The sequence below is a fragment of the Micromonospora sp. CMU55-4 genome (assembly GCF_011602315.1).
Classification (GTDB): Bacteria; Actinomycetota; Actinomycetes; order Mycobacteriales; family Micromonosporaceae; genus Micromonospora; species Micromonospora chalcea.
Map to the genome: position 1 here is coordinate 579,883 of NZ_JAAOLH010000001.1, position 18,643 is coordinate 598,525.

The 18,643-nt window shown below is 73.5% G+C and carries 20 protein-coding genes; 6 read left to right on the forward strand and 14 right to left on the reverse strand.

The window, feature by feature from the left end; genetic code table 11:
- Window positions 1-4: 4 nt before the first annotated feature.
- The gene (locus HA073_RS02705; RefSeq protein WP_166455611.1) at window positions 5-1,186 is read left to right on the forward strand and encodes a threonine synthase; all 1,182 of its coding nucleotides are present in this window, start codon (window positions 5-7) and stop codon (window positions 1,184-1,186) included.
- A gap of 48 nt (window positions 1,187-1,234) precedes the next feature.
- Here the strand turns inward: HA073_RS02705 and HA073_RS02710 are convergent, their stop codons facing one another.
- On the reverse strand, window positions 1,235-1,627 hold the full coding sequence (locus HA073_RS02710) for a cupin domain-containing protein (protein ID WP_113971905.1): 393 nt from the start codon (window positions 1,625-1,627) through the stop codon (window positions 1,235-1,237).
- A gap of 250 nt (window positions 1,628-1,877) precedes the next feature.
- Window positions 1,878-2,231 (reverse strand): hypothetical protein, encoded by a 354-nt coding sequence (locus HA073_RS02715; RefSeq protein WP_233514570.1) that lies wholly within the window; start codon window positions 2,229-2,231, stop codon window positions 1,878-1,880.
- A 260-nt stretch (window positions 2,232-2,491) separates the two neighbouring features.
- On the opposite strand from HA073_RS02715, the gene HA073_RS02720 reads away from it, so the two are divergent.
- Complete coding sequence (locus tag HA073_RS02720) at window positions 2,492-3,583, forward strand: hypothetical protein (RefSeq protein ID WP_205795779.1); 1,092 nt, start codon at window positions 2,492-2,494, stop codon at window positions 3,581-3,583.
- A 1-nt stretch (window position 3,584) separates the two neighbouring features.
- Here HA073_RS02720 and HA073_RS02725 read toward each other — a convergent pair whose 3' ends face one another.
- A complete protein-coding gene (locus HA073_RS02725) occupies window positions 3,585-3,866 on the reverse strand; it encodes an iron-sulfur cluster biosynthesis family protein (RefSeq protein WP_030501863.1) in 282 nt (93 codons plus the stop codon).
- A 192-nt stretch (window positions 3,867-4,058) separates the two neighbouring features.
- Here HA073_RS02725 and dacB point away from each other — a divergent pair, with 192 nt between their 5' ends.
- Window positions 4,059-5,642: a D-alanyl-D-alanine carboxypeptidase/D-alanyl-D-alanine-endopeptidase gene (dacB, locus tag HA073_RS02730; protein ID WP_043326229.1), complete on the forward strand. Its 1,584-nt coding sequence runs from the start codon at window positions 4,059-4,061 to the stop codon at window positions 5,640-5,642.
- 22 nt (window positions 5,643-5,664) lie between these two features.
- On the opposite strand, the gene HA073_RS02735 is transcribed toward dacB, so the two are convergent.
- The 5 genes from HA073_RS02735 to HA073_RS02755 form a co-directional block, all read right to left on the reverse strand.
- Window positions 5,665-5,976, reverse strand: a complete 312-nt coding sequence (locus tag HA073_RS02735) for a hypothetical protein (protein ID WP_043326231.1) — start codon at window positions 5,974-5,976, stop codon at window positions 5,665-5,667.
- An 88-nt stretch (window positions 5,977-6,064) separates the two neighbouring features.
- A complete protein-coding gene (locus HA073_RS02740; RefSeq protein ID WP_309227979.1) occupies window positions 6,065-6,970 on the reverse strand; it encodes a hypothetical protein in 906 nt (301 codons plus the stop codon).
- Window positions 6,971-7,095: 125 nt separating this feature from the next.
- Window positions 7,096-8,001, reverse strand: coding sequence for a hypothetical protein (locus HA073_RS30430; protein WP_223201221.1), 906 nt, complete (start codon window positions 7,999-8,001; stop codon window positions 7,096-7,098).
- A 1,101-nt stretch (window positions 8,002-9,102) separates the two neighbouring features.
- The gene (locus HA073_RS31000; protein WP_166455613.1) at window positions 9,103-9,555 is read right to left on the reverse strand and encodes a pyridoxamine 5'-phosphate oxidase family protein; all 453 of its coding nucleotides are present in this window, start codon (window positions 9,553-9,555) and stop codon (window positions 9,103-9,105) included.
- 43 nt (window positions 9,556-9,598) lie between these two features.
- The gene (locus tag HA073_RS02755) at window positions 9,599-10,192 is read right to left on the reverse strand and encodes a pentapeptide repeat-containing protein (RefSeq protein WP_166455614.1); all 594 of its coding nucleotides are present in this window, start codon (window positions 10,190-10,192) and stop codon (window positions 9,599-9,601) included.
- A 56-nt stretch (window positions 10,193-10,248) separates the two neighbouring features.
- On the opposite strand from HA073_RS02755, the gene HA073_RS02760 reads away from it, so the two are divergent.
- Complete coding sequence (locus tag HA073_RS02760; protein WP_064446911.1) at window positions 10,249-11,481, forward strand: serine hydrolase; 1,233 nt, start codon at window positions 10,249-10,251, stop codon at window positions 11,479-11,481.
- A gap of 54 nt (window positions 11,482-11,535) precedes the next feature.
- Window positions 11,536-12,177, forward strand: a complete 642-nt coding sequence (locus tag HA073_RS02765; RefSeq protein WP_043326240.1) for an NAD(P)-dependent oxidoreductase — start codon at window positions 11,536-11,538, stop codon at window positions 12,175-12,177.
- 1 nt (window position 12,178) lies between these two features.
- Here HA073_RS02765 and HA073_RS02770 read toward each other — a convergent pair whose 3' ends face one another.
- Entirely contained in the window at window positions 12,179-12,643 is a 465-nt protein-coding gene (locus HA073_RS02770) for a PPOX class F420-dependent oxidoreductase (protein WP_030272926.1), read from the reverse strand.
- Between the two features lie 31 nt (window positions 12,644-12,674).
- The gene (locus HA073_RS02775; protein WP_043326246.1) at window positions 12,675-13,316 is read right to left on the reverse strand and encodes a DUF6642 family protein; all 642 of its coding nucleotides are present in this window, start codon (window positions 13,314-13,316) and stop codon (window positions 12,675-12,677) included.
- 256 nt (window positions 13,317-13,572) lie between these two features.
- Between HA073_RS02775 and HA073_RS02780 the strand changes: the two genes are divergently transcribed.
- Complete coding sequence (locus HA073_RS02780) at window positions 13,573-14,352, forward strand: D-Ala-D-Ala carboxypeptidase family metallohydrolase (RefSeq protein ID WP_043326248.1); 780 nt, start codon at window positions 13,573-13,575, stop codon at window positions 14,350-14,352.
- Window positions 14,353-14,476: 124 nt separating this feature from the next.
- On the opposite strand, the gene HA073_RS02785 is transcribed toward HA073_RS02780, so the two are convergent.
- The 4 genes from HA073_RS02785 to HA073_RS02800 form a co-directional block, all read right to left on the reverse strand.
- Entirely contained in the window at window positions 14,477-15,061 is a 585-nt protein-coding gene (locus HA073_RS02785) for a hypothetical protein (RefSeq protein WP_064446910.1), read from the reverse strand.
- 87 nt (window positions 15,062-15,148) lie between these two features.
- Entirely contained in the window at window positions 15,149-16,573 is a 1,425-nt protein-coding gene (locus HA073_RS02790) for a DUF234 domain-containing protein (protein ID WP_176722750.1), read from the reverse strand.
- Window positions 16,574-16,643: 70 nt separating this feature from the next.
- A complete protein-coding gene (locus tag HA073_RS02795; protein ID WP_205796023.1) occupies window positions 16,644-17,336 on the reverse strand; it encodes a response regulator transcription factor in 693 nt (230 codons plus the stop codon).
- Complete coding sequence (locus tag HA073_RS02800) at window positions 17,312-18,547, reverse strand: histidine kinase (protein ID WP_166455615.1); 1,236 nt, start codon at window positions 18,545-18,547, stop codon at window positions 17,312-17,314. The genes HA073_RS02795 and HA073_RS02800 overlap by 25 nt, the downstream gene beginning before the upstream one ends.
- Between the last annotated feature and the right edge of the window lie 96 nt (window positions 18,548-18,643).

Sequence of the window (18,643 nt, forward strand, 5' to 3'; positions counted from 1 at the left end):
CACCGTGCACCTGACGCACCTGGAGTGCCCGCGCTGCGGTCGTGACCATCCGGCCGACGTGTTGCAGAACCTGTGCGGCTGCGGCTCGCCGCTGCTGGCCCGCTACGACCTCGCCGAGGTGGCCGCCACCGTGGCCCCGGAGCAGTTCGGGCTGCGCCCGGCCGACCTGTGGCGCTACCGGGAGCTGCTGCCGGTGGCCGATCCCCGGTGCGTCACCACGCTCGGCGAGGGCTGGACGCCGATGTGGCGCGCGCCCGCGTACGGCCACGAGATCGGCATCGCGGATCTGCTCGTCAAGGACGAGGGGCTGACCCCGACCGGGTCGTTCAAGGCGCGGGGCGCGTCGGTGGGTGTGAGCCGAGCCCGGGAGCTGGGCGTGGAGCACATCGCGATGCCGACGAACGGCAACGCCGGGGCGGCCTGGGCCACGTACGCGGCGCGGGCCGGGATGGGCGCGACGATCGCCATGCCGTTGGCCGCGCCGACCATCTGCCGGGAGGAGTGCCTCGCCGCCGGCGCGGATCTGCGGCTGATCGACGGCCTGATCAACGACGCCGGCCGGGACATCGCCGAGCTGATCGCCGGGTCGGACGGGCGGATCTTCGACGCGGGCACGCTGCGCGAGCCGTACCGCCTCGAAGGCAAGAAGACCATGGGGTACGAGATCGTCGAGCAGCTCGGCTGGCAGGTGCCCGACGTGATCGTCTACCCGACCGGCGGGGGCGTCGGGCTGATCGGCATCCACAAGGCGCTGCACGAGCTGCGCGAGCTGGGCTGGGTCGAGGACCGGCTGCCCCGGCTGGTAGCGGTGCAGTCCACCGGATGCGCGCCGATCGTGCGGGCGTTCGCGTCCGGCGAGGACCGCGTCACCCCGTGGGAGGACGCGCGCACCGTCGCGTTCGGCATCACCGTGCCCGCCCCGCTCGGCGACGAGCTGATCCTGTCCGCGCTGCGGGAGAGCGCCGGCACCGCGATCGCCGTGGACGACGCGGAGATCCTCACCGACCTGCGCGACTTCGCCGCCCGCGAGGGGCTGCTGCTCTGCCCGGAGGGCGCGGCCTGCCTGACCGCCGCCCGGCACCTGCGGGCCGGTGGCTGGATCCGTCCCGGCGAGCGCGTGGTGGTGCTGAACACCGGCGCCGGCCTGAAATACCCCGGCCTGGTGCAAGGAGGGGCCCCTTCTTAACGTCTCCGGTAGAGCAGGGGCCCCCGCTTAACACGTGCGCACCGGGCGTCAGGACGTCGGCGGCTCGTCCTCGCCGGCCTCCTCGGCGGCGTCCGCCTCCTCCTTCGTCTTGTGCACCGCGCCGTCGGCGTGCTCCGGCGGGCCGTAGACGGTGTAGAGCACCAGCGGGTTCGGCCCGGTGTTGACGAAGTTGTGCTTCGTGCCGGCCGGGACGACCACGAGGTCGCCGGAGACGACCTCCTTCTTCTCGCCGGCCACCCGGGCCTCGCCGGTGCCGCTGACGAACGTGAGGATCTGGTCGATGCCCTCGTGGACCTCCTCGCCGATCTCGCCGCCCGGCGGAATGGTCATGATGACCAGCTGGGTGCGCTCCCCGGTCCAGAGCACGCGGCGGAAGTCGGGACTCTTCTCGGCGACTGTCGCGATAGTGAAATGCTCCATGGCCCGCTCATACCCCGATCACGCGCCCGCCACGCCGGGAGTCGCAGATGGTGGAATTCCCCACGCCGATCCGGTTTGGATCCCCGGAGAAGGGGCATGTGCTGCCGACAAGACCGGTGCGGGACGGGCCGGTCGAGCCAAGTCCCCGCTGGCGTACCGCCTGTACGGCTGCGGCGGTGGGAGACGGCCGGAGCGCGGCGACGTTACGACCGGAGGTCGTGCGGCGCCGTGCGCTCGTCTGCGCGTCCGGTCAGGCCAGCACGGCCAGGTGGAACGGACGGTCCACGTGCCCGCTCGTGCCGTGCGTCTCGACGAACACGGCGTTCGCGATACCCGAGCGCGGCGCCACGGTGATGACACCCTGCGGGACCAGCCCGTTCGCCGTCGCGGGGCCCACCGATCCGACGTACGCCGCTCCGGCCACGTCCTGGTCGAACGCGACCTGGTACATCCCGGCGGCGAGCCGGGTGGCCGAGGTGGCGCCGAGGCCGCGGACGAGTTTTCCGTCGGCGTCGACCACGGCGAACAGCATCCGTGCGGTGGCCGGCAGCCCGACCGGCGAACACGAGTTGATCTCGGTGTCGGCGCGTGCGGCCTCCCGCATGCTCGGGATCGGCTGGCCGGTGGTTTCCCTCCTACCTCTGCGGCTGGGCATGGTGATCCTCTCTCCCGCCGGTACGCCGGCCGGAGGCGTTCGTGCGCGTTCGGGCGATCGTCGGCGGTCACCCTCGATGATTCCGACGCTATGTCGGCGCACCGCCCGGCAACCAGCCGGAGAAGTGTCCGATCATTGACAGGGAACGGCTCTGACCTGCGAAAACGTTCACTACGTGACGCAGAGCGATCGGCTGGCTACATTTAAGTATGGTGCAGTCGCCCCGAGGCCCGGTCTACCGCCCGGTGCTGGCCGCGCGGCGCGGTGAGCTGGAGGCGCTGTCCCATCTCGACGGAGCCTCCACCCCGCTGCTCGCACCGGTTCTCGACGTCGCGGCGGACGCACCGTCCATCAAGGACTCGCTGGCTCGGTTGCCGGACGGGCTGCTGCCCGCCGTCGACGTGTCGGCGCTTCCGGACACCCCGGAACACGATCCGGTCCGGTGGGGCGTACCGCTGGCGCCGGTCATCGGCCTGACGGACAGCGACCGGCGGCTGGCCGCGCACGGCGCGGCGGCACGGGCCTGGGCGCACCACGCGGTCGTCCGGTTGCGCACCGGCCCGGACCGAAGCGGGCCGGACGCCGCGACGGCCGCCGCGGAGCGGGTGTGGCGGCTGACCGGCCTGATGCCGGAGCAGTGCGACCTGCTGCTCGACGCGGAGGACGTGTGCTGCACCGCGGACGTCCGGCTGGCCGAGCCACGGGTGCGGCGCGCGGCGGAATGGGCCCGGCGGCACGCCTGGCGCTCGGTGACGGTGGCGGCCGGCGGGATGCCGCCGGCCCTGTCCCGGCTTCCGGTGGACGAGCCGGTCCGGCTGGACCGGTACGACTGGTCGCTCTGGCAGCGCCTGGCCGACCTGGACCTCGGGTACGGCGACTACGGCGTGAGCTGCGCGGTACGCGGCGCGGACGAGCCGGTCGACCGGGTTCCCACGCTGCGCTGGGCAACCGACGACGCGTGGTGGGTCTACCGCTGGTCGCGGCGCGGCGGGCGGGGCGACGAGCGCTTCGCCGACCTGTGCCGCACGATGACCGCCGCCGCGCACTGGCCGGCAGCCGGGGCCGGCTTCTCCTGGGGCGACCACGAGATCGTCCGGCGGGCCCGGCGCGGCGCGGGCGCAGGTTCCCCGGCCAACTGGATCGCGTGGAGCACCTCGCACCACCTGGCGCAGGTGCTGGCCGCACTGATCCGACCGGAACGGGACCAGCGCGGCCGGGCGTGGTGGGCCGACCCGGACGTCCCGGAACGGGGACGTACCGGCCGCTCGCCGCGCGGCGGGGAGTCCCGCCGCGCCGGCTGACTCACTCCTTCTCGGTGAACCCGAACTGCACCACGCCCTCGTCGTCGACGACCGCGTCCACCGAGGTGTCGTTCAGTAGTTCGGCGGCGTCGGAGTCGAGGAAGATGCGCGCCCCCTCGGTGTCCACCACCTGGTCGCCCCGCACCGGCTCCGGCACCAGTTCGATGGAGAGCGAACCGGCCTCGGTGTCGGCGGCGATGCGCAGCCCACCGGCGTCGGCCACGTCCTGCTGGGCGGCGAGGTCACGGATCACCAGGACGGCGTTGTCGGTCATGGTCAGCATCGCTGAACTCCTCATGGCTGGATGTCGGGATTCGCGCGGGCGACAAGGCCCACGTACAGGTCTTTTCCCTCCCTCGGCCCGGCGAATCCCTAGGCTGGGGGCAGAGACGGCGCGGTGCGCGCCACGTCTCCTGGCGATAACCTTTCACACCGGAGTCTTTCCCGCAGGAAATCTCCATGGCAGCATCGGCACATGCATCGTCGCCTATTCCCCCGGGCGCTCGCGGTGCTGGTGCTGGTCGCCACCGCGGCCACCGCCGGTGCCACCACCGCCACTGCCGAAGCGCCCACCCCCGCGCAGACCCGGCTGCACGCCACCATCGACGCCGTCCTCGCCGACAGCCGGCTCGACGGCGCGCAGGCGGGCGTGGTCGTCGTCGACACCACCACCGGCCGCACGCTGTACGACCGCAACGGGACGCGACGGCTCATCCCGGCCTCCAACACCAAGCTGTTCACCTCCGCGGCGGCGATGGAACTGCTCGGACCGGGCCACCGGTTCACCACCGACGTGAGCGCCGACGGGCCGCGCCACGCCGGCATGCTCTCCGGCGACCTCTACCTGCGCGGCGGAGGCGACCCCACCATCCTCGCCGCCGACTACGACCGGCTCGCCGCGCAGGTCGCCGCGACCGGCGTACGGGTCGTCGCGGGCAACCTGGTCGCCGACGACACCCGGTACGACCGCGACCGGCTCGGCCCGGACTGGACCTGGGACGACGAGCCCTACTACTACGCCGCCCAGGTGTCCGCGCTCACCGTGGCCCCGGACACCGACTACGACGCCGGCACGGTGATCGTCCACGCCGCGCCGGGAACGCGGGCGGGCGCCCGACCGAAGATCACCATGACTCCGGACAACGGCTGGCTGCGCATCGAGAACCGGGCCGAGACGGTGACCGAGGGCGAGACCACCATCTCGTTCGAACGCGAGCACGGCGGCAACACAGTGGTGGTCACCGGCCAGATCGCGCTCGGCCAGGCCACCGAGAGCGACTGGGTGACGGTCTGGGAACCGACCGGGTACGCGGCCGACGTGTTCCGGTCCGCGCTGCGCCGTCACGGCGTACGGGTGCTCGGGCGGACCGTGCTCGGCGCCGCCACCCCGGACACGGCCAAGCCGCTGGCCCGGCACGACTCGATGCCGCTGACCGACCTCATGGTGCCGTTCCTCAAGCTCTCCAACAACGGCCACGCCGAAGTGCTCACCAAGGAACTCGGCCGGCAGCTCTCCGGCTCCGGCACCTGGGCCGCCGGGCTCTCCGCGATCAGCGGGTACGTGGGCGACACCGGGGTGGACACCGGCACGCTGCGCCAACGTGACGGCTCCGGCCTGTCCCGGCGCAACCTCGTCCCGCCGGGACAGTTCGTCACGCTGCTCTCGGCGGTCCGCGCCGAACCGTGGTTCGACACCTGGTACGCCGCGCTGCCGGTGGCCGGCAACCCGAACCGGCTCGTCGGCGGGACGCTGCGCAGCCGGATGAGCGGCACCGCCGCCGCGAACAACGTGCACGCCAAGACCGGCAGCCTGACCGGCGCGTCAGCGCTCTCCGGCTACGTCACGAGTGCGGACGGCCGGCTGCTGGCGTTCTCGATCGTGCTGAACAACTACCTGACCTCGTCGGTGAAGGGGCTGGAGGATCAGATCGCGATCGCCCTGGCCGCGTACACCGAGAGGGAGACGGCCACCGCCCGGCGTACCGTGCCGGCCGCGCCGGAGTCACCGCGCGTACCGGAGGGACGGGAGTGCTCCTGGGTCAAGCCGGCGCTCTGCTGACCGGCGCCGTACCGCCCAGGTGCTAGGCGCCGGGGCGGCGCGGCTGCGGGCCGGCGGCGGGGTCACCCCGCTCGACGAGCGCGTCGATCTCGGCCGGTGGGAGCCCGCGCAGGGTGAGCACCCGGCGACCCCACCGGTGCAGCCGGCACGGGTGGGGGCTGGCGTCGTTGCGGCAGATGGTCCCGCCCGACCACGTCCGCGGCGCGTGCACCACCACCGCGCGCACCGCGAACTGGACGTCCTCGACCGTCACGTACGGCGGCATCGGGATCTCGCGCAGCACGTCACCGTCGGCGCGGGGGCGGGCGGGGACGACGGGAGCAGGGCCGGTCATCGGTCGTGCCTCCACAGGGGATGGTCGGACGGGAACAACGGAAACCTACGACGCCGTGCCGGGTACGCGACGGACAAACTGTCCCCGCTCAGCGCAGCGCCACCGCCTGGAGGCTGACGTTGCCGCAGTCGCCGAGCGACTCCTCCACCGTCCAGTTCAGCAGCAGCCGCGCGCCACGCTGGGCGCGGAACTTGATCGTGAACTCGGTGGTGAGCGCGGTGTGCGGGTCTTCCATCCGGAGCGTGGTCACCGGTCCGCCGGTGGAGACACGCACGTCGAGGCGGCCACGGGCCATCCAGAGCCCGGCGTACAGACGCACCGTGCGCTGCTGCCCGTCGGCGGCCACCGCCAGGTTGAACCCGCTGCCCCGGTGGCAGGCGTACACGCCGGACATGGTGCCGCTCGCCGACGCGACCGGGTTGCCGTCGCGCCAGGCGTACGCCTCGGGGTTGTTGCTGAAGCTCTGCCGCCGCCCCCGGCCGCCCTCGTCGCGGATCTCGCCGGAGCCGCCCCGCTTGCGGACCGTCCGGTCGGCGCCGGTGAGCCCCCAGTGGACCCAGTCGGTGGTGCCCACGGCGGTGAGGTCGACGGTGGCGGGCACCTCGGCGCGGGTCACGGTGACTGTCGGCGGGAGCGCGCCCGTCGGCGACGGCGACGGCGTGGACGGCGTCGGGCTCGGCGACGGTGGCCGCTGCCGGGGACGCAGTCCCGGATTGGCCACCGTGTCGTCGGCCTCGTTCGGCAGCCCGACCCGGCCGGGCGGCGCGGCCGGCAGCCGGGCGTGCTCCTCGCGTGGCGCGTCGTGCCGCTCGACGCCGAGGTAGAGCGCCAGTGCCGCCAGGCAGAGGAACGCGGCCAGCCCTTCCAGCATCAGCCGTCGTCGGCGGCGCAGCCGCCGCAGCGCGGAGCGGGTACGCGGAAGGCCGTGCCGATGCGAGCCGGGGCCGGTACGCGGACGGTCCTCCTGGCCCACCACACCCTCCACTTCGGTCACGACACCGCCGGATACGACTGGTGCGCGACGGGCTTCACGGTGTCACCGGACGGCTCTTTGCGCCATATGTCGAGTGACGGGCGTTTCCAGTTCGTTACCTGGCGGCCGCTCGCCGGACCGGCCGCTCAGCTTACCGTGACCGCCTGCAGCGCCACCCCGTCGTTCTGCGCGCCGGTGACCGTCAGGGCCTGCCATTTGATCAGCAGCCGCTCCCCCGGGGCCGCCCGGAAGCGGATGACGTACTGGTAGAAGCGGTCGCCCGCAGCGAGGGCGACCTCACGGACGACGGGATCGCCGCCGCTGGACAGCGTCAGGTCGAGCCGCGCGCCGGCCGAGAACGTGCCGACGAACAGCCGGACCGTGCGCAGGTCCCCGCTCCCGGCCACCCCGAGCGTGAAGCTCTTCCCGGCGCCGCGCTGGAAGACACCCGCCCGGGTGCCCTCCTGGCGCGCTGTCGGCGTACCGTCGGTCCACTGGAGATCACAGGCGCCCGCGTTGTGCTCCAGCCGCTCGCCACCCGGATCCTGGATCTCGCCGGTGCCGCCCGCCTTGCGATGGAAGCTGTCCGCGCCGGTACCGCCCCAGTGCCGCCAGTCCCGCGTACCGAGCGCGGTGAGCGACAACGCCCCCGGCAGCGGCGCCAGGTCCACGTCGAGCAGCGGCCCGCCGGGTGACACCGGGTCGGCCGGCGCCTGATCGGGCGCCTGGTCGCCGGGCGCCTGATCGCTCGGCGCCGCCACGGGCGACGTCTCCCGGTTCGACGGTGGCGCGGGTGACCGGCCCGCGTACGCCAGCGCCGCCACCAGCCCGGTCACGGTCACCGCCGCCAGCACGGCGCGCCGGCGCCGACGACGGGCCCGGGCCACAGCGACCCGGGTGGCCGGGGCATCGGCCGGGGGCCAGGTCGGGCCGAGTGGCAGCCTGGTTCGCGCCGCGTCGCGCAGCCGGACGCCGATCCCGCCCGCCAGATCGCCGATCCGGCCGGCCAGGTCGCCGATCCCGCTGGTCAGGTGGCCGATCCCGCTGGTCATATCGGCGAGGCGCGCCGGGATGCTCTCCCGGGCGGAGTGCCGGCCCGGTCTCGCTCCCGTTTCCGCCACCTGCGGCGGGCCGGGTTCGGCCGGATCGGAAGCGGGCCGGACCGGCGACGGAGCGGACAGGTGCAGTCCGTTCGGCGGCGGCCCGACCAGCGGAACCCGGCCGCCGGGCGGGTTCGGACGGGACTCGGGGCCGGCCGACGCAGCCGCCCCGGAGACGAGTGGCCTCGGGCCGAGCGAACCCGGAGCGGGCGTGCCGGAGCCGGGCGGACCCGGAGCAGGCGCACCCGGGCTGAGCGGACCCGAAGCGAGCGGACCCGGAGCGAGCGAGCCCGAAGCGAGCGCGCCCGAAGCAAGCGGACCCGAAGCAAGCGGGGCCGGGGCAAGCGGGCCCGGGGCAAGCGGGCCCGGGGCAAGCGGGCCCGGGGCAAGCGCGCCCGGGGCGGGCGTGTCGGCCGGGAGCGGGCCGGCGGCCGGAAGGTCGGGAGCCGGCGGTCCGCCGGCGCGCGGAGGCGGCCACACAGCGGTACCGGGCGGATCCAGGTCGACCGGCGGCACCGGATCGTCCGCGCCGGAAGGTGAGCGTTCGGCGTCCGGGGGCGTCACCGGCCGGGACACGCCGGGGTCGGTGTTCCCGGGCAGGCGGCGTGGACCGGTGGGCCGCGCCGGCGCGTCTGCCGATTCGTCCGGCGTGGGCAGCCAACCCCCGACCCGGATTCCGGTCCGCGCGATGTCGTCCTCAGCCACCGACCCTCCTCGGCCACCGGCGGCGAGCGGCCCGGCCCCGTGGCTCGCCGTAGGGAGGATGACACAGAACGCGATCTTGCAGAAGGCATCCGCCCTCGCAATTCCCACGCACCCCACGCCGCCAACCCGCCCACGGACCAGATCTTGGAAGATTCAGGTCCCCATAGGAGCAGTCCCCATAGGAGCCATTTCCTTCCAAGATCTCCCCCGGCCGGCGCGCCCACCCTCGTCAACCTGTTGATCATGAGGTTGGCGGGGACATTTCGGGCGCGGAATGCCGTCAACTTCATGATCGACGGGAGCGGGGCGGGGGTGGGGCGCCCTGGGGGGGCGGGATGGTGGGTGGCGTCAGTGGCGGGTGCGGCGGTGCAGGCCCCGGGTGGGGTGCCAGCTCTCGATCAGCAGGTGGTCGGGCGGGTCGCCGACCCGGGTGAGCACCACCTCGGTCAGCTCGATCCGGAAGCTGTGCGAGCCGTCCTCGGCGGGCTGCTCCTCGTGCGCCCGGCCGGCGATCTTCGCGTCCCCGTCCCAGGTGGACGGGTCGTCCGGCGGGGCGTCCTCGGTCGGGCTGTGCAGCGCCACCCGAGGATCGCGGCGCAGGTCGAGCGCCTTGACCGCGCCGGCCATGCTGCCCAGCCGCAGCTGCCCGTCGTCACCGAAGTCGAACTCGGTGCCGCTGATCCGCGGCGAACCGTCCCGCCGCAGCGTCGCCATCGTGCCGTGCTTGCGGACCGCGAAGCGGGCGCGCACCCGCGCCGCGAACTCGGGTTCGGCCGCCACCAGATCGGACCACCATGTCATGCGCCCGATTCTGGCCGGGAAACCTGACAACCCGCGGCAGCTTTCAGCCGACCTGGAAACCGAGCGCCTGGGCCAGCATCACCGCCTGCTCGGCGTCGATCCGCGCGCCGGAACGCTGCACCGCCGTCGGGTCGAGCGCGGACAGGTCGCTGCCGCGCAGGTCGGCCCGGATCAGCTTGGCGGCGTGCAACTGGGCGCCGGAGAGGTCCACGCCGGTCAGCGTCGCGCCGGTGAGGTCGGCGCCGCTCAGGTCGACCTCCCGCATCCGTACGTCGGTGATCCGCGCCCCGCGCAGGTCGGCGCCGGCGAGCGTGACGAAGGACCAGTCGCCCCGGTCGACCCGCAGCGGGCGCAGGTCGCAGCGGTCGAACGTGCTGCCGACCAGCTTGCAGCCGGTGAACTCGGCCTCGAAGAGGTTGCACTTGCTGAACGAGCACCTGGTGAACGCCGAGTCGGTGTGCCGGGAGGCGTTGAACGCCACGTTGCCGAACACGCAGTCGGTGAAGACCGCGCCCCGGCTGACCGCCTCGGTCAGGTCGACGTGGAAGAACTCGCACCGTACGAAGCGCCTGTCGCCCAGCTCCTCGGCGTACCAGTCCTGCTGGCGGTAGGTGACGTCCTCGACCGGCTCCGGCATGCCACCGACCCTAGTGACACTTCCCGGCCGCGATACCTGCGGGTAGGTTCGCGGTCGTGAGTGTCACCGTGAGCACCGACCCCGGACGTGTCGGCCTCGATCCCGCCCGGCTGGCGCGGATCGACGAGCACTTCGCCCGGTACGTCGACGACGGCCGGCTCGCCGGCTGGCAGATCGTCGTCACCCGCCGGGGCGAGATCGCCCACTCCTCGACGTACGGGCTGCGCGACCGGGAGGCCGGTACGCCGGTCGAGGCGGACACGCTCTGGCGCATCTACTCGATGACCAAGCCGATCACCTCGGTCGCCGCGATGATGCTCTGGGAGGAGGGCCGGCTCGAGCTGAACGACCCGGTCAGCCGCTGGCTGCCGGAGTTCGCCGACGTACGGGTCTACGACCGGGGTTCGGTGCTCAAGCCGTACACGGTGCCGGCGGTCGAGCCGATCCGGATCTGGCACCTGCTCACCCACACCGCCGGCCTGACGTACGGCTTCGCCCAGGTGTCGGTGGTCGACGGCCTGTACCGGGCGGCGGGCTTCGACCTGGGTGTGCCGCCGGGCGCGGACCTGGCGGCGGCCTCGGCCGGGCTGGCCCGGCTGCCGCTGCTGTTCCAGCCGGGCACGAGCTGGAACTACGGCGTCTCCACCGACGTCCTGGGCCGCCTGGTCGAGGTGATCTCCGGGCAGTCGCTCGACGCGTTCTTCGCCGAGCGGATCCTGGGCCCGCTGGGCATGACCGACACCCGCTGGTGGGTGGACGCGGCGGACGCGAAACGCCTGGCCGCGCTCTACGCCCCGCACCCGGCGACCGGTCAGGCGGTACGCGCCGACGGGGTGGGCCGGGCCGCGCTGGCGGAGCCGACGTGGCACTCCGGCGGCGGCGGGCTGCTCTCCACGGCGGCCGACTACCACCGGTTCACCCAGTTCCTGCTGCGTGGCGGCGAGCTGGACGGGGTGCGCCTGCTCGGGCCGCGCACGGTGCGCTTCATGACCCGCAACCACCTGCCCGGCAACCGGGACCTGGCCTCGTTCTCGCCGGAGGGCTTCGCCGAGACGATCCTCGACGGGGTCGGCTTCGGGCTGGGCTTCGCGGTCGTGCTGGACCCGGTGCCGTCGCGGGTGCCGAGCAGCGTCGGCGAGTTCTACTGGGGCGGCCTCGCCAGCACCGCGTTCTGGGTGGACCCGGTGGAGGAGGTCACCGCGCTGCTGTTCACCCAGTTGATGCCGTCCAGCACGTACCCGCTGCGCAGCCAGTTGCGCCAGCTCGTCTACTCGGCGATCGTCGACTGAGCCGGTTCGGCGGAACTCCCGCCGCCCGCCGGCAGGCTGCCTAGCCTGTGAGGCATGAGCGACATCGTCGTGTTCGGCGCCGGCGGGACGGCGGGCTCGCGGATCGCCGCGGAGGCGGTCGAGCGGGGGCACCGGGTGACAGCGGCGGTGCGGCGTCCGGAGGCGGTCGGCTACCTACCCCCAGGCGTACGCACGGTGACCGGCGACGCCACGTCGGCGCGGAGCGTACGCGAACTGGCCGAGGACGCGGACGTGCTGGTGGTGGCCATCGGCGGCGGCGAGCGGGCCCTGTGGCGCGACGCCGCGCGGACGCTGGTCGACACGCTGCGTGAGTTGCCGGACCCACCTCGGGTGATCCACGTCGGCGGTGGCTCGACGCTGCTCACGCCGAAGGGGACCCGGTATCTGGACGAGCCGGACTTCCCGGAGGAGTACCGGGACTCGGCGCACGGTCAGGCCGACGCGCTGGAGTTCTACAGGTCCAGCGCCGACGGGGTGACCTGGACGTACGTCTCCCCGCCGCCGCTGGAGTTCCACCCGGGCGAGCGGACCGGGCACTACCGCACCGGCACCGACCACCCGGTGACCGACGCGCAGGGCCGTTCGGTGCTCACCTACGAGGACCTGGCGGTGGCGATCGTCGACGAGATCGAGGATCCGCGCTTCGGCAACGCCCGGTTCACGGTCGCGTACTGATTCAGTCGGCCAGCCGGGCCGGGAAGCCGCCGGTGGCGATCGGGCCCCAGGACTCGATCGTGACCCGGATCAGCGACTTGCCCTGCGCGACCATGGCCGACCGGTACTCGTCCCAGTCCGGGTGCTCGCCGGAGATGCTGCGGAAGTACTCGACCAGCGGTTCCAGCGCCTCGGGCAGGTCGAGCACCTCGGCCACGCCGTCGACCTGCACCCACGGGCCGTTCCAGTCGTCGGAGAGCACGCACGCGGAGACGCGCGGGTCGCGGCGGATGTTGGCGACCTTGGCACGCTCGGGATAGGTGGAGATCACCAGCCGGCCCTCGGCATCCACCCCGCAGGCCACCGGGGAGGACTGCGGGCGCCCGTCGGAGCGGGTGGTCATGAGCACGACGTGGTGGCGGGGGCGGAGGAACTCGATCAGGGCGTCCCGGTCGACCCGGGTGTTCTTCGCGATGCTGCGTGCCATGCCTCGGTTCTACCAGGCATGTCCGTCGTTCTCAGCGCGGGCGGCCGGCGGACCGCTGCGCGGTGACCTGCTCCGGCACGCGCGGGCGGGCCGAGGGCCGCCAGGCGCGGCCGTTGGCGTAGATCACCCGGAAACCGAGGTACGCGGCCAGCGGCGCCCAGTGCGCCGAGCGCATCCGCAGCTCGGCGGCGTTGTGCCGCTGCCCGTTGGCGAGCACGTCGAGCAGCACCGTCTCGAAGGCGGCCGACTCGACCCAGTCCACCTCGCGGGTGAAGCCGCAGATCAGCGCCGCGCCGGTGACGTCGAGGAACTCGCGCAGCGTGGCGTCGGAGGCACGCAGCACCGAGCAGCTGCCGAAGTAGAGGCGGCGGCCCTCGCAGCGGCCGGCCATCCGCTCGGCCACGTCCGACAGCTCGACCGAGTCCCAGTCGGTGAGGCAGAGCCGGCTCGGCTCGCCGTGCATGGCGAAGAAGCCCACCCGGTGGTCGGCGTACTGCTTGAGCAGCCAGCGGTCGACGAAGTAGAACAGCTCGTCGCGGGTGGCCGCGTCCTTGTGGATGTAGCGGATGCGGCCGAGCCGCTCCAGCAGGTCGAGCGTGGGCAGGACGGACCCGCGTTCGTTGAGGTCGCGGTGCCACTGCCCCTCGACGCAGAACACGCCGCCACGCGCCAACGCCCACCTCCCCGCCCGTCGAGGTCGCCGCCCGGTCCGGGAGCAGACGTTACCGGTCACGTCCGACGGGCGACACCCGGCAGCGCGTACGCAAACAGGCAGTATTCACAGCCAATACCCAGCAACCGGGCGATGTGAGAACAATTTCCGCTAATCACCACGAAGAATCCTCGTACCTGTCACGGTGATAGGGACGGGACGTACCGGTCGATGTGCCCGTCGGATCCCAGTTCCGCTCTGACATCGGGAGGACTCTGTGCGCGTCAACACCCTGAAGCGGGCGGCGGTCGCGTTCGCGCTGGCCCTGCCCGGGGCCGCCGTGGCGACAGTCGTGGCCGCGCCACCGGCGCACGCCGACGGCTGCTACACCTGGAACCGGACGCTGTCCCAGGGAAGCTCCGGCGACGACGTCCGGCAGCTCCAGATCCGGGTGGCCGGCTGGGCCGCGTACGGCGGCATCGTCCGGGTCGACGGCGTGTACGGCCCGGAGACGGCCGCCGCGGTCAAGCGCTTCCAGACCGCGTACGGGCTGCGCGCCGACGGCGTGGCCGGGCCGCAGACGTTCGCCAGGATCTACGACCTGCAGAAGGACAGCGACTGCACGCCGAAGCACTTCAGCTACGCCGAGCTGGACAACGGCTGCGGCAAGGGCGGGTGGGCCGGTGGCCCGCTCTCCGCGTCGGCCACCCGGGAGAACGCGCTGCGCACCATGTGGAAGCTGGAGGCGCTGCGGCGCAGCCTCGGCGACAAGCCGCTCTACGTGACCAGCGGGTTCCGCAGCATCGCCTGCAACCGGCAGGTCGGCGGCGCCGCGGACAGCCAGCACCTCTACGGCAACGCGGCCGACCTGATCGCCAAGCACCGCAGCCTCTGCGACATCGCCCGCTCGGCCCGCAGCCGGGGCTTCAGCGGCATCTACGGCCCCGGCTACCCGGACCACGACGACCACACGCACGTCGACTCGCGGCGGGAGAACAACCGGGACAAGTCGTCGAACACGAAGGGCTGGTCCGCACCGGACTGCGGAGTCAAGTGATGCGGTGACGGCGGCCCGGACCGGGGGTGGGGGCTCCCCGTCCGGGCCGCCGTCGGCATGCTCCGGCGCGACCGACGCCACTCCGCGACGGGGCGTCGGCGCGACCGGAACCGGGCGCCGGGCGTCAGCTCGCCCGGGGCCAGCGGGGCCGGGCGGTGGGAGCCGACCGCCCGGCGACCGGCCGCAGACCGGGCCGCACCGGCGGCGCGGCGGCCCGCGGAACCGCACCGCGCGCCGCCTGCGCCGCGGCGGGGCGGGCGGCCTGACCCGGCACCGCCCGGGCCGGCTGTCCGGGCACAGGGCGGCCGGCCTGACCGGGTACGCCGGGCCGCGCCACCTGACCGGGTACGCCCGGTCGCGCCGTCTGACCGCGGGCGGCCTGCCCGGGGGCGGGACGGGCGCCGGACGGTCCGGTCAGCACGAACGGGAAGGGCACGTGCACGAACGGGTTGCCGTGCCGGATCAGCGCGTCGATCTGGCGGTCGTTGAGACCGTGTGTCTCCAGCACGCGCCGGCCCCAGCGATGCAACCGGCAGGGGAACGACGAACCGTCGTTGCGGCACTTCGGCCCCGCGGGCCACTCCTCGGCGGCGTGCACCACCACCGCCCGGACCGCGAGGCGGACGTCCTCAGGGGTCAACGGCGCCGGTACCGGCACCTCGCCCAGGATCTGGTCGATGGGATCCGTCGACTGCTCACCAACTCGCACGGCAGGCCTCCCGCAGTTCGGCAGCGGTGCGGCGGAACGGCCGCACCACATCCTCGACCACTGGTACGGCCAGATGACGGCAGCAGTTCAATCCCGCCACGCGGCGAGCAGTTCGGCCGGCCCGAGCGCGGTGACTCCGTCGACCGCACGGCCACTGCGCACCACCGCGACGACCGGTGTGTGGTCGTCGGCGCCCGGTAGCTGGGCGCGGTGGTGAAGCAGCCGGGCCAGGTCGTGACCGTCGAACGCGCCGTTCTCCAGCCACTTGACCGAGCCCACGAACGTGATCCGCTTGGCCACCGGGCTCCGATCGCCGCCGACCAGGTCGATCTCGGGATCGTTGGTACGCGTCCAGTAACCGCCCACCTCCGCCGTCCCGGACGGCAGGCTCCCCGGCGGCAGCCGCCGCAGGGACTCCCGGATCACCGGCTCGACCGCACGCCCTCGCCATGAGGTCCAGGACGAATGGATGCGGGCGAGCGTCAGATCCCCTCTGCCGCGCTCGATCTCGGCGAGGTAGGGGTCGAGGAAGGCGAGCCAGAAGCGGAGATACGGATCGGCGACCACGTAGCGGGTCTCGCGCGACGGACGGGTGGACAGCGGGAGGGCGGCCTCCACGACCCGCTTGTCGGTCAGCAGTCGGAGCGCGCGGTGCAGCGACGCCTGCGGGATTCCGCCGGCCGCCCGCGCGATGGAGGAGGAGGTGCGCTCCCCGGAGCCGATGGCGCGCAGCACCACGCCCGGCTGGGACTGCGGCGGAAACTCGGCAGCGAGGGCCCGTTCCCCGCTGACGAGCAGCGCGGAAGTGGGGTCCGGGACGGCCTGGGCGAGGTAGTCGCGCACGGTCTCGCCGGGGGCCCAGTCGTCGAGGACGAGCGGCAGGCCACCGGTGACGAGGTACGCGTCGATGGCATCCGCCGGCGGCAACTGGAGCATCTCGGCCACGTCGCCGGGGCTCAGGGGCGGCACGACCATCTCGGTCGCGCGCTGGTGGAACGGGCGGCCGTAGTCGTTGAGCGCCTCCATCATCGCCAGGTCCGAGCCGACGCAGATCAGCAGGACCGGCCGACGGGACAGCTCCCGGTCGAAGACCTTCTGGAGGGTGCCCTCGAAGCCGGGATCGGTGGCGATGAGGTAGGGCATCTCGTCGAGCACGACGACGCTGGGCTGATCCGTGGGCAGCGCGGCGGCGAGGAGGGTGAGAGCCGCGTCCCAGGTGGCCGGCGCCTGTCCGGCGAACAGACCCGCTCCAGGGAGCGTCGAGCCGGCCGCCGCTTCGACGAAGAGCCGCAGGTCGGCGGCGGGGGTGGGTTGCGCCGAGGCGGTGAAGAAGAGGTGGGGTACGCCCGCGCGCTCGACGAACTCCTCAACGAGGCGGGACTTACCCACCCGTCGGCGTCCACGCATGAGCAGCGCCCGTCCCGGGCGCCCCGCCCGGCCGCCGCGTTCGACGCGCGCCAACATGCCGTCGAGCCGGGCCAGCTCCCTCGTCCTGCCGACGAAACCGGCCACGTCATCACCTCATACTCTCAGGACGGATACTCTCATCTCTGATAGTATCCCGAATGAGAGTGTCTATGCCTCAGACCAGGCCGGCGTCCTGGACCAGCAGGGCCACCTGCACACGGTTGTTCAGGTCGAGCTTCGTCAGCAGCCGGGACACGTACGCCTTCACCGTCGCCACGCTCATGAACAACTCGGCGGAGATCTCCGCGTTGGTCCGGCCCCGGCCGAGCAGCACCGCGACCTCCCGTTCCCGTTCGGAGAGCCCGTCGAGCAGCCGTACCGCCCGCTCCCGCTTCGGGTCCGGGCCGGGCGCCGGCGCGGCGCCGGTGACGTGCGCGATGAGTTTGCGGGTCACCGCCGGGGACAGCGTCGCCTCCCCCGCCGCGACCCGGCGTACCGCCGCCACGATCTCGGCCGGCGGGGTGTCCTTGAGCAGGAAGCCGCTCGCCCCGGCCCGCAGCGCCCGCAGCACCTGCTCGTCCGCATCGAACGTGGTGAGCACCAGCACCTCGGGCGGTTCCGCTGTGGCACGCAGCGCCTCGGTGGCGGCCAGGCCGTCGACCCGGGGCATGCGGATGTCCATCAGCACCACGTCCGGGGCGTGGGCGGCGACGGCCTCGGGCACCTCGGCGCCGTCGGTGGCCTCGCCGACCACCGCGAGGTCGGGTACGCCGCCGAGGATCATCGACAGCGCGCCGCGGACCAGCGGGTCGTCGTCGACGATCAGCACCCGTACCGGGGCGCTCACTGCGCCGCCCAGGGCAGCCAGGCGGTCAGCCGGAACGTGCCGTCGGCGTCCCGCCCGTGTTCCAGGCGGCCACCGGCGAGCGTGACCCGCTCGGCGATGCCGACCAGGCCGGTGCCGGTGCCCGGGATCGCGGTGGCCGGGCTGCCCACCGGCCACGGGTTGCTGATCTCCACCACCAGCCCGTCACCCGGGCCACCGGCCAGCCGGACGGTCACCACCGCGCCGGGCGCGTGCTTGCGGGCGTTTGTCAGCCCCTCCTGCACGATCCGGTACGCGCTGCGCCCGATCGCCGCGGGCACCGCCTCCGGCTCAATCACCTCGTCGACGACGGCGACCCGTACCCCGGCGTCGCGGCTCTCGGCGACCAGCGCGGGCACGTCGGCCAGCGTGGGCTGCGGCCGTTCCGGCGTGGCCTCGGAGCCGACCTCGGCCCGCAGCACGCCGATCACCTCGCGCAGGTCCTGGAGCGCGGCGTGCGCGCTGGCCCGGATCACCCCGGCCGCCCGCGCCACCTCCTCCGGCGGCGCGTCCGGCCGGAACTCCAGCGCGCCCGCGTGCAGGCTGAGCAGGGAGATCCGGTGGGCGAGCACGTCGTGCATCTCCCGGGCGATCCGGCCGCGTTCGAGCTGCCGGGCCTGGTCGAGCCGGAGCTGCTGCTCGGCCTCGGCCCGCTCGGCGCGGTCGCGCAGGGACAGCACCAGCTGGCGGCGGGCCCGGACGAACAGCGCCCACGCCACCACCACGCCGATGAACAGCGCGGTCCAGATCACCGAACCCCAGAACGGCATCGTCGGGTCGGGCCGGACGGCGAGGTAGACCGGCAGGCTGAGCACGTTCCAGGCCGCCAGGGCCAGGCCCACCGGCAGTGGCCGGTGCACCAGCACGGTGAACGTGATGACGAGCAACGCGACGCCGGAGGTGACCGAGAAGAACACCAGCGGCGCGGTGGCCAGTGCCAGCCCGACCGGCCAGCGCCGGCGTAGCCAGAGCGCCCCGCTGATCCACAGGCCGATCAGCAGGTCGACCTCCTCCAGCCAGGCCGGACCGGCGTTGAGCCCGAACTCCGGGCTCGCGCTGGTGACGTCGCCGTGGGCGATGAGCACCCAGAGCAGCGAGGCCACGAACAGCGCGCCGTCGACGAACCAGTCCCGCGGGGTCCGCCGGGCGGTCCGGGCGGGCACCAGGGAGCCCGGCAGGAGCCAGGGATGATCGGGTACGACGGCGCTGCTCACCCACCCATGCTAGGAAGCCGTCCGGACCGGCTACCAGCTACCAAAGTCGACGACTGCGGTGAACCGAGGTCGACGGCGACGCCGACCGCCGGCCGC

What these genes read in the sequence shown, in the direction of transcription:
- HA073_RS02710 (WP_113971905.1), bottom strand. Translation starts at nt 1,627, where the DNA reads ATGGAGCATTTCACTATCGCGACAGTCGCCGAGAAGAGTCCCGACTTC.
- HA073_RS02715 (WP_233514570.1), bottom strand. Translation starts at nt 2,231, where the DNA reads ATGCGGGAGGCCGCACGCGCCGACACCGAGATCAACTCGTGTTCGCCG.
- HA073_RS02720 (WP_205795779.1), top strand. Translation starts at nt 2,492, where the DNA reads ATGGTGCAGTCGCCCCGAGGCCCGGTCTACCGCCCGGTGCTGGCCGCG.
- HA073_RS02725 (WP_030501863.1), bottom strand. Translation starts at nt 3,866, where the DNA reads ATGCTGACCATGACCGACAACGCCGTCCTGGTGATCCGTGACCTCGCC.
- dacB (WP_043326229.1), top strand. Translation starts at nt 4,059, where the DNA reads ATGCATCGTCGCCTATTCCCCCGGGCGCTCGCGGTGCTGGTGCTGGTC.
- HA073_RS02735 (WP_043326231.1), bottom strand. Translation starts at nt 5,976, where the DNA reads ATGACCGGCCCTGCTCCCGTCGTCCCCGCCCGCCCCCGCGCCGACGGT.
- HA073_RS30430 (WP_223201221.1), bottom strand. Translation starts at nt 8,001, where the DNA reads ATGACCAGCGGGATCGGCCACCTGACCAGCGGGATCGGCGACCTGGCC.
- HA073_RS31000 (WP_166455613.1), bottom strand. Translation starts at nt 9,555, where the DNA reads ATGACATGGTGGTCCGATCTGGTGGCGGCCGAACCCGAGTTCGCGGCG.
- HA073_RS02755 (WP_166455614.1), bottom strand. Translation starts at nt 10,192, where the DNA reads ATGCCGGAGCCGGTCGAGGACGTCACCTACCGCCAGCAGGACTGGTAC.
- HA073_RS02765 (WP_043326240.1), top strand. Translation starts at nt 11,536, where the DNA reads ATGAGCGACATCGTCGTGTTCGGCGCCGGCGGGACGGCGGGCTCGCGG.
- HA073_RS02770 (WP_030272926.1), bottom strand. Translation starts at nt 12,643, where the DNA reads ATGGCACGCAGCATCGCGAAGAACACCCGGGTCGACCGGGACGCCCTG.